General features: G+C 37.9%; 8 protein-coding genes and 2 pseudogenes. 5 read left to right on the top strand and 5 right to left on the bottom strand.

Features of this window, described 5'->3' with window-relative positions; all coding sequences use genetic code 11:
- Window positions 1-623: 623 nt before the first annotated feature.
- From KDK67_RS13350 to KDK67_RS13340, 3 genes are all read left to right on the top strand, one after another.
- Window positions 624-965, top strand: a complete 342-nt coding sequence (locus KDK67_RS13350) for a hypothetical protein (RefSeq protein WP_250869334.1) — start codon at window positions 624-626, stop codon at window positions 963-965.
- A gap of 429 nt (window positions 966-1,394) precedes the next feature.
- Window positions 1,395-1,649: a winged helix-turn-helix domain-containing protein gene (locus tag KDK67_RS13345; protein ID WP_250869332.1), complete on the top strand. Its 255-nt coding sequence runs from the start codon at window positions 1,395-1,397 to the stop codon at window positions 1,647-1,649.
- 494 nt (window positions 1,650-2,143) lie between these two features.
- Complete coding sequence (locus tag KDK67_RS13340) at window positions 2,144-2,848, top strand: minichromosome maintenance protein MCM (RefSeq protein ID WP_250869331.1); 705 nt, start codon at window positions 2,144-2,146, stop codon at window positions 2,846-2,848.
- Between the two features lie 38 nt (window positions 2,849-2,886).
- On the opposite strand, the gene KDK67_RS13335 is transcribed toward KDK67_RS13340, so the two are convergent.
- Window positions 2,887-3,087: a hypothetical protein gene (locus tag KDK67_RS13335; protein WP_250869330.1), complete on the bottom strand. Its 201-nt coding sequence runs from the start codon at window positions 3,085-3,087 to the stop codon at window positions 2,887-2,889.
- Between the two features lie 249 nt (window positions 3,088-3,336).
- Here KDK67_RS13335 and KDK67_RS13330 point away from each other — a divergent pair, with 249 nt between their 5' ends.
- Window positions 3,337-3,864, top strand: a complete 528-nt coding sequence (locus tag KDK67_RS13330) for a uroporphyrinogen decarboxylase family protein (protein ID WP_338101271.1) — start codon at window positions 3,337-3,339, stop codon at window positions 3,862-3,864.
- A 614-nt stretch (window positions 3,865-4,478) separates the two neighbouring features.
- Here KDK67_RS13330 and KDK67_RS13325 read toward each other — a convergent pair.
- From KDK67_RS13325 to KDK67_RS13315, 4 genes and pseudogenes are all read right to left on the bottom strand, one after another.
- Window positions 4,479-4,616 (bottom strand): hypothetical protein, encoded by a 138-nt coding sequence (locus tag KDK67_RS13325; RefSeq protein ID WP_250869329.1) that lies wholly within the window; start codon window positions 4,614-4,616, stop codon window positions 4,479-4,481.
- A gap of 130 nt (window positions 4,617-4,746) precedes the next feature.
- On the bottom strand, window positions 4,747-4,920 hold the full coding sequence (locus KDK67_RS13320; protein WP_250869328.1) for a hypothetical protein: 174 nt from the start codon (window positions 4,918-4,920) through the stop codon (window positions 4,747-4,749).
- 18 nt (window positions 4,921-4,938) lie between these two features.
- Window positions 4,939-5,031, bottom strand: a pseudogene (locus KDK67_RS14695) (hypothetical protein); the annotation flags it as partial.
- 99 nt (window positions 5,032-5,130) lie between these two features.
- Window positions 5,131-5,379 (bottom strand): uroporphyrinogen decarboxylase family protein, encoded by a 249-nt coding sequence (locus KDK67_RS13315; RefSeq protein WP_276575167.1) that lies wholly within the window; start codon window positions 5,377-5,379, stop codon window positions 5,131-5,133.
- Window positions 5,380-5,697: 318 nt separating this feature from the next.
- Between KDK67_RS13315 and KDK67_RS13310 the strand changes: the two are divergent.
- Window positions 5,698-6,300 (top strand): annotated as a pseudogene (locus KDK67_RS13310) (ISH3 family transposase); the annotation flags it as partial.

Genomic DNA, 6,300 nt, shown 5'->3' with positions numbered 1-6,300 from the left:
GATTCTCCACATTGTCCTATGAGCTTCATACCCCAACGTTACCATTGGCGCGTGTCATAATAGGATTAACCCAAATGGAAGGGATAGCGTTGCCGCAATTCATGTTATAACTTCTTGTCGCACCTTATCCTAACAGATTGTTTAGGTTAGATTCCCAAACTTCTCCATATTGTCATATGAGCTTCACACCCTGACGTTACCATCAACGCATGTCATAGTAGGATTATCCCAAATGGAAGGGACAGCGTTTCCGCAATTCATGGTTTAACTTTCTTGTCGCACTCTTCCATTCAGTATAAGGCATATCAATGATCTTCTTCCTCAACAGATTCATCTTGAGATCTTCCAATAAATATATATTAAATTGAACACATTTTTTTAGCGGGGAAATGCAATTTGGGGTGTTGTAGGATTTCTGAATCAATACAATATTGACTCTTGTGCTTATGCTGAAATATTGACGAATGAACATGATACATAAATCACAATCTGTAGAGGCATTATGGCCAGCATATGTGCTATAACTAACCTATTACACCTTGCAAGCAACCGGACTAAGCAACTTATATAAAATATTAAGCAAGCTTTAAAATATTTTGTAAATAAAATGGGAGTGGAAATAAATGGATAAGATGAAGAAAATTGGTCTATTGGGGGCAACAGCTTTGATCGGTGCAGGACTGGCAGCACTATCTGAAGAGAGAATTAAGGAGTTCGTCGAGGAAAAGATCGAAGAAGGTGCAATTAGCAAAGAAGAAGGAAAGATGTTTGTTGAAGACCTTGTGAGTGAAACAAAAAAGCAGAAGGTTAATCTGGAGAAGAACATCATTGAAAAGTTGCACGGTGCGATCCAGATGGCAGATAAGGAACTCGCAGACCTTACAGATAAGATCGATGAAATGAAGATGCAGGAACTTGAGGCTGAGCTTGAGAAGATGAAGAGTTTGAGGAAGGCTAAAAATTAAATTATCGGGCTACTTATGGTAAAGCCAATTACTTTTTCTTTTTTTGATGAAGTTGCTCTGTAGAAATTATTGGGTGGTATCTCTCAACACTCCCCCCATTTCTCCAACCCCTCATCACATGAGCATTGAGAGAAAACGGTTTATGATTCTCGTCAATACCAACTGTCTTGCTTCTTCCAGGCTTCTGGTGAAGTAGACAATACCGAATCTTATGCATGTCGCATAATAATGAGCATAATAACATTCGAAAACCGTTCGAATAGTTTATATGTTATTAATCGATTATTATATATTAAGAGCTATGTGTGTTTTACAACTCCGGTGGTACGGTGTAAAACACGAACACTGTGGTGGTGGTGGTTCTACTAACTTATTAAATGAAGGAGGCGTGTCTGCCCCTTTCTATTCCCTCTAGAAACTTTAGGTGGTATGAGTACGAAACGTGACAAATTAGAAATAATGGTGGACATATTGAAAGTCTTAAAAGGATCTGAAGTAACGAAAACAAAGGTCGTCTATAGCGCAAATTTGAATTTTAAAAGAGCAGATCAATATCTCGATGCGATGATGCGGATGAAATTGGTGCAAAAACCATCCAACAAATACATTATTACAGAAACTGGTAATGACTACCTCAAAATGATGAGTGAAGTCAATTCAATTATTATCGATCAAGCCCTTTGATCGTAGTAACATTGTTTGAAACAATCTTAATCAGTTGAATCTTTTTGCCACCTATTTATTTTTATTTATCGTTATACATTAACGAATGATGTCACGGTAAGCAACATTTGTATTTCGTGGAAGCTTGAATGGGGAATGAAACATTCAAATTTCACTTGTTTTCATTTTCTCAGCTAATGCAACTTCAACTGCCGGTCTAGTTTTGGCTAAGATCTGGATGTTAGATCGTCCGGTGTTGATTCTCCGTGAGTCTCTAATCAGGATATTAATCCACACGAAGAAACAAAGGGAGATCATGGCATCCAATTCTAACCTATCAGCCAGGACGGCTGAGATTGGCCACAGTGCTTCTGCAGTGAAAGAGACATAAGGGTTTGGTAAGAACCCGTCACAGAAACGTTCTGTGTAACTCCTCGGGGCTAGTGTATTAATCGATTGGATATTATGGTGCAGTTTGTTGATATAACATTAAAAGAATTGAATATGTGATTCACATGAGCAGTAATGAGATCTTAAAAATAAGGAATATTAGAAGCAAAGATATTTCAAATGCAATCTCTGTAGAAGGCGAGGTTTCAATCATAAAAGAAATCCATCCGATATGGAAAACTACTGCTTATATGTGTGATCATTGCGAATTTGTTATGTACTTACCAGTTGAAGGATCTAAAGTTGGGAAACCAGTACATTGTGAAAATGAATGGTGCGGCAATAAATCGGACTTTACTCTTTTAGAAAAAAAATCATCACGGACCGATTCTCAACAGATCTGGATTGAAGAATTGAATACTATTGATCCAAGATCATTGCTTGTTTATTTAGAAGGGGATTTGGTGGATACTGTAAATGTTAAAGATAAGATCGTTGTAACCGGAGTACTAAAAGCACATTTCAAATCAACATCTACTACTGGTGATTTTGTTATAGAAGCTAACTCAATTGAAAAATATAAAGAAAAGATTCCAGTTACCGACAATAAAGCGGGAACAAACTCAAAAAAAGAAATACAGATTGTGCGTGAAATCATCGAGCAGCTCAGCTCATATTCTCCTTCCAAAAACGCTTCACTTGAAGATGTTTACTGGGAAGCTTCAAATTTACATATTGGACGTGAGCGCACTGAGGAATTGATTAAAAAGATGAAATATCAGGGGGATTTATTGTCCCCGGATCCTGAGCATATAAGAGCTGTTTGGTGATGAAAATGAAGGTTGTAAGAAATACAAAAAATGCTGTATCAGTCTTCCGCTTTAACCCTCTGGATCTCCAACAGATAGATTGTCCCGATTGTTGCAAACCCTACTGTGCTTAATAGCAATGGAACGGTCTTCAGTGAACTAACACTGCTTCCCAAAAGAGAACTTAAATTGTACATTAGTAACAAAGAAATTGCAACTAATGAGATGATAATCGTTTTTACTTTTATTTCGTGTTTCATTTACTCCACTTTTCTCCATATGTAACATTTATAATAAATTTTTATAGTTATTTTGTATAAAATATACTATGTGTTATTTAAGAGTAATCCTCCACATTTCTGTACGAAGTCATTGCATCTCCGTAGAAGTAGATAGAGTGAAACCACCGATCTTCTCAAAGAATTCAGGATGCCGTTTCCATCTAGAAATCGACGTCTCAGCCGCATCAAGAAGGTTTCCCATGTGCCCGAAAAGAGGATGTAAAAGAGATAAGTGTCCCATCAGATCTTCTTGAGATTGGGGTTGAGGTATGTATAGAATATTCCAATGCCCTCTTTGAACACGGAGTTGATGCTGTTAACATATCCAATCCTGAAGGTGGACCAGCCCTTATTTCTCCTCAAATGTTCGAATCTTTCGTGCTTCCGGAGTACAAGAAGATCAATAAAAAGGTTAATGGCCTGAAAACATTACATATGTGTGGGGACTCTACCGCTATACTTGAATCACTGTCAAAATCAGGATTTGATGGTATTAGCATCGAAGAAAAAGTGGATGTAAAACGCGCCAAAGAAATTATAGGGAATAGAGCGTGCCTGATAGGAAATGTCTCACCCTCAGCAACACTCCTTAGTAAATCCCCCGAAGATGTGAAAAGGGAAGCTATGCAGTGTATAAGAGATGGGGTAGACATACTTGCACCAGGTTGTGGAATTGCACCGCATACAGCATTGAAGAACATGAAGGCATTCGTAGCTGCAAGGGATGAATATTATCTGGAGAATCACATCCTGTAATCTCTCGAACTGTCTCAATTTGTACGAAGTCATTGTAACACCGCATAAGACGAGAACTTCTTCTTTCCCCATCAACACCGAAGCAGCACCACCATCATAGAAGCAGATATTGTGGACCGGGCTGTGCTCTTACTTCAATCATTGACATGTTCCTCTTCGATTACTCTATGTGGAAATCTATTTATAGATGTATAATGCTTACGTGGATTTAGCGAGTTCTTTAAGGGCAGTACCACCACCCCCCCACCCCACCACTCCAAAAAACTTATTTTTTGCCCTTTTAGAACTCATCTAAAACTTCTGTTTCTTCATAACTTTGTGTCGTTATTTCAATCATTGTCATGTTCCTCTGCAGGTGTCCAACATGTATCGATGCCTATATATATAAAAAAAATAGAATTTATATATGATGAGTTCTTCAAGGACATTTGCCAATTCACTCCCACTTTTGAATTCTTGTCCTTTTAGAGCTCATGATTCATTCCTCTGGGTTAACACTGTTACTAGATATTTATAAATATACGAAAAAGATAATGGTGCGTGGGGTACATGTGGGTCCTTTAAGGACAAAAGCTAATTCAGGTCCCCTCTTTGAATTATTGTCCTTCTAGAACTCACTTATCATCCTCATTGTCACGACCATTATCAGGTAAGTAGACGACTACACTGCCAGTATGCTCAACACTCCCAGAATGCTCGACCTTCTGTTTCTTCAGGCCTTTGAGGTCAGCGATCTCCTGAACGTAGTGCAAATGGGTATTCTTGTCCTGCTCGATTTTATCACGCTTGATGTTCAGGCCTTTGTAGCACTCTCGGAGTAAACCGGCCTTGGTGGCCTGCTCTGCTCAAGCTCATCAACTCTTTGTTCAACTGATGCTAGAGTCATTCAATCACATCCCTGCCATTGTCCGGCAAATAGAGCATATACTTCCCACTGGCTAGGAACTGTCCAAGGATTTCCGTTTTAGGATTGAATATGTAAACTCCACACACTTGTTTTGCAGTCTCAGTTCTTTCAAGCTTCTTAAGTCGCTTCTCAATTGTCTGTGTGGTCATTCCCCCTTTCTCCAGTGCTTCCGGTCGGCGTTCGATGTCTTCGAGTTGTCCGTCCTTCAGAATCGAATTGTGACACTGCAGAGCTTGGATGAGCGCCCTAGCATAACTCAACCGGGCGGGACTATACAATTTCTTTGGATAGTCCTATTTTGACAGGGCTACTTTTTACTTTTTTGAAGTTGAACTTTTGCTATGGATATGTCTCATCAATCAACATTCAGTATTTGATGATTTATTATCAATGCTTCTGATTTTATAATCGTCCTGGTTCAGAAGCGGAATCTCACATCTTGTCGAGAGGATGAATCCTTTTTCTGGAGCTGCATCCATACAGTTTTTCACTTCGTTCTCAATATCAGCAAATGACCCGTCACCAAATACGTTTGGATTGATGTTGCCCATCAAACAGACATCATTTCCTAAACACACAGGGTTCGAATTTTGTACCTCGCACAGCATTTCAGGGATATAGGTAATAGCAAAAAACACTACGCTTTTGTAAAATTTTCACACAACCCTTTTTTTATAGTTTTGAAGATGGAAATAAAAAAGCTACGTTTTTTCTTTTTTGTCACTTACCATCAAGTCACCTACTAACAGCAAGTACGATTATGTATTTAATTTACCAAATGTAATATGTTTACTATACATTGTCAAATTATGATGCATAATTTGTGCGTATAAATGGGAGTACAAATTCAGTAGTTCTCTAATTTTTGCTTAACCCCCTAAATCCACATCAAACGGCACATTTATATACGGTTAAAAATCCCCTCCATGTTACCTCGACTAGAACTAACACCAACCCACTGCATCAAAACTGTTTTACAGCCTCTTCTCGACAATATCCATATTCCAATCAATGGTTCTCTCAATTGCAAAGATCTATTTGCCAGTGTTCTTGGTATGGCAACATGGAACCGTTCAATTCATTCAATTAAAAAACAGTATCATAAGATTCCTTGTGAAACATCAATGAGATACCATTTACAAAAAATCGAGTTGGATCAACTCATTGAACACAATACAAAAATACTCTTACAATCATCACTTGAAACTCTCAAACAAAAGAAAAAGCATGACTTTGCTATTGATTATACGAATGATCCATACTATGGAGGCATAGATGATAGCAATAATCGATATGTGATTAGAGGTCAAGCCAAAAAATCAACGAACTCATTCTATTCTTACATCTCGCTTTGCATTATTGACAAAGATGAAAGGGTTACAATTTCTGTGCTTCCTGTGAAAAAAGGAAAATCCAAGACAGATTATCTCAAATATTTCATAGACCAGATAAAACAGATTAAACTCAAGATCAATGTTCTTTGTTTGGACAGAGAATTCTATTCAAGAGAGGTTTTTTCTTTTTTACAG

Source organism: Methanococcoides seepicolus (genome assembly GCF_023684405.1).
Lineage (GTDB): Archaea > Halobacteriota > Methanosarcinia > Methanosarcinales > Methanosarcinaceae > Methanococcoides > Methanococcoides seepicolus.
This window is presented reverse-complemented; position numbering and strand designations above follow the sequence as displayed.

Excerpts from the sequence above, each read along its gene's own strand:
- KDK67_RS13350 (WP_250869334.1), top strand. The coding sequence starts at position 624 with ATGGATAAGATGAAGAAAATTGGTCTATTGGGGGCAACAGCTTTGATC.
- KDK67_RS13345 (WP_250869332.1), top strand. The coding sequence starts at position 1,395 with ATGAGTACGAAACGTGACAAATTAGAAATAATGGTGGACATATTGAAA.
- KDK67_RS13340 (WP_250869331.1), top strand. The coding sequence starts at position 2,144 with ATGAGCAGTAATGAGATCTTAAAAATAAGGAATATTAGAAGCAAAGAT.
- KDK67_RS13335 (WP_250869330.1), bottom strand. The coding sequence starts at position 3,087 with ATGAAACACGAAATAAAAGTAAAAACGATTATCATCTCATTAGTTGCA.
- KDK67_RS13320 (WP_250869328.1), bottom strand. The coding sequence starts at position 4,920 with ATGACCACACAGACAATTGAGAAGCGACTTAAGAAGCTTGAAAGAACT.
- KDK67_RS13315 (WP_276575167.1), bottom strand. The coding sequence starts at position 5,379 with ATGCTGTGCGAGGTACAAAATTCGAACCCTGTGTGTTTAGGAAATGAT.